General features: G+C 69.6%; 2 protein-coding genes. One reads left to right on the top strand and one right to left on the bottom strand.

Annotated features, from left to right (window positions below):
* A partial coding sequence (locus tag GPA_RS18785) for a hypothetical protein (protein ID WP_041240004.1) occupies positions 1-191 on the bottom strand: 191 nt, incomplete at its 3' end.
* A 301-nt stretch (positions 192-492) separates the two neighbouring features.
* On the opposite strand from GPA_RS18785, the gene GPA_RS02975 reads away from it, so the two are divergent.
* Positions 493-1265: helix-turn-helix domain-containing protein (locus GPA_RS02975; protein WP_083808877.1), on the top strand; the 773-nt coding region annotated here is incomplete at its 3' end.

Genomic DNA, 1265 nt, shown 5'->3' with positions numbered 1-1265 from the left:
GCGCGGCGCCTGCCGGCGAGGTATTCCTGCAGCTGGTTGGCGGCGCGGTTCGTGAGCTCGGTGGCGAGCTTGCGGCCCTCCAGCTCGCGCTCGCCGAACGCGAGGGCCGTGAGCGCCTGCCCGTCCGAGGCGATGGTCACGTGCCCGAGCGGCGTGCGGTAGGCGAAGTAGGTGGGGGCGGGGCCGGTCATGGCGCACCTTCTCTCGGTCGTGGACGGCCTCCATTATAATGCGCGCGCGGCCGCTGCGGCGCGCCGGAGGCCCCTTCTGCATCAAGGCGTCACCTTCGGGCGGCAGGCGGCGGCAGGACGCGCCTCCCGCTCGCGGCCGCGAGCGGGAACTTTTCGTTGCTGCGGTATACTTGGCTTTGACCTGCGATTCGCTACCGGAAGTTGTCGGGGGAACCGCGAAAAAGAAGCCGCAAGTTGGTTGAGCGGGCACCGGGGCGCCTGCATGATAGGGGCATCGATCGCACGAACGAAGGATGGGTCAATGAGCTTTCGCGACAACATGCAGCATCTGCGCGCCTCGCGCAACATGACGCAGGAGCAGCTCGCCATGCTGCTGGGCGTCAGCCGCCAATCGGTGTCGAAGTGGGAGGCCGAGCGCGCCTACCCCGAGATGGACAAGCTGCTGCGCATGTGCGCCCTGTTCGACTGCACGCTCGACGAGCTGGTATGCGGCGATCTGACCGCACGCCCGTCTGACGGGACCGCTCGCGTGCCGGCGGGCAAGCCCCAGGATGTGACCGGCTACGACCAGGCCATGCGCACGTTCGCATGGAAGCTCCCGCTTGGCATCGCCGTCGTCATGCTGGGCGCCGCGCTGGCGCTGCTGCTGTCCGACCCCGCGTTCGTGCCGGTGCCCGAGGTGCGGAACCTCGCAACCGTGACCGTGTTCGTCGGCGCGGCCGTCGGGCTCGCGCTCGTCCTCCCCGCATCGTTCGAGCGCAGCGCGTTTCGCAAGGAGCATCCCTTCGTCGACGACTTCTACACGGCCGATCAGCGAAGCCAAGCGCGCTCCCTCATGACCACGGGGCTCGTGGTGGGCGCCGTGCTCCTCATGGCGGGGCTGGCCGCGACCATCGTGCTGCAGGCGGACGTGTGGCTTGCGGGCGCGGCGTTCCTCGTGTGCGCCGCGGCCGGCGCGTTCGTCGTCGTGCGCGGCTGCCTGCTGGGCTCGCGCTGCAACCTCGCGCGCTACAACCGGAGATCGCTCGGCGGCATGAGCGAGGAGCAGATCGCGGCGATGGGCGATGACGACCT

Source organism: Gordonibacter pamelaeae 7-10-1-b (assembly GCF_000210055.1).
Classification (GTDB): domain Bacteria; phylum Actinomycetota; class Coriobacteriia; order Coriobacteriales; family Eggerthellaceae; genus Gordonibacter; species Gordonibacter pamelaeae.
The sequence above is the reverse complement of the archived record's forward strand: the minus strand, read 5'-3'. Positions and strand labels throughout refer to the sequence as shown.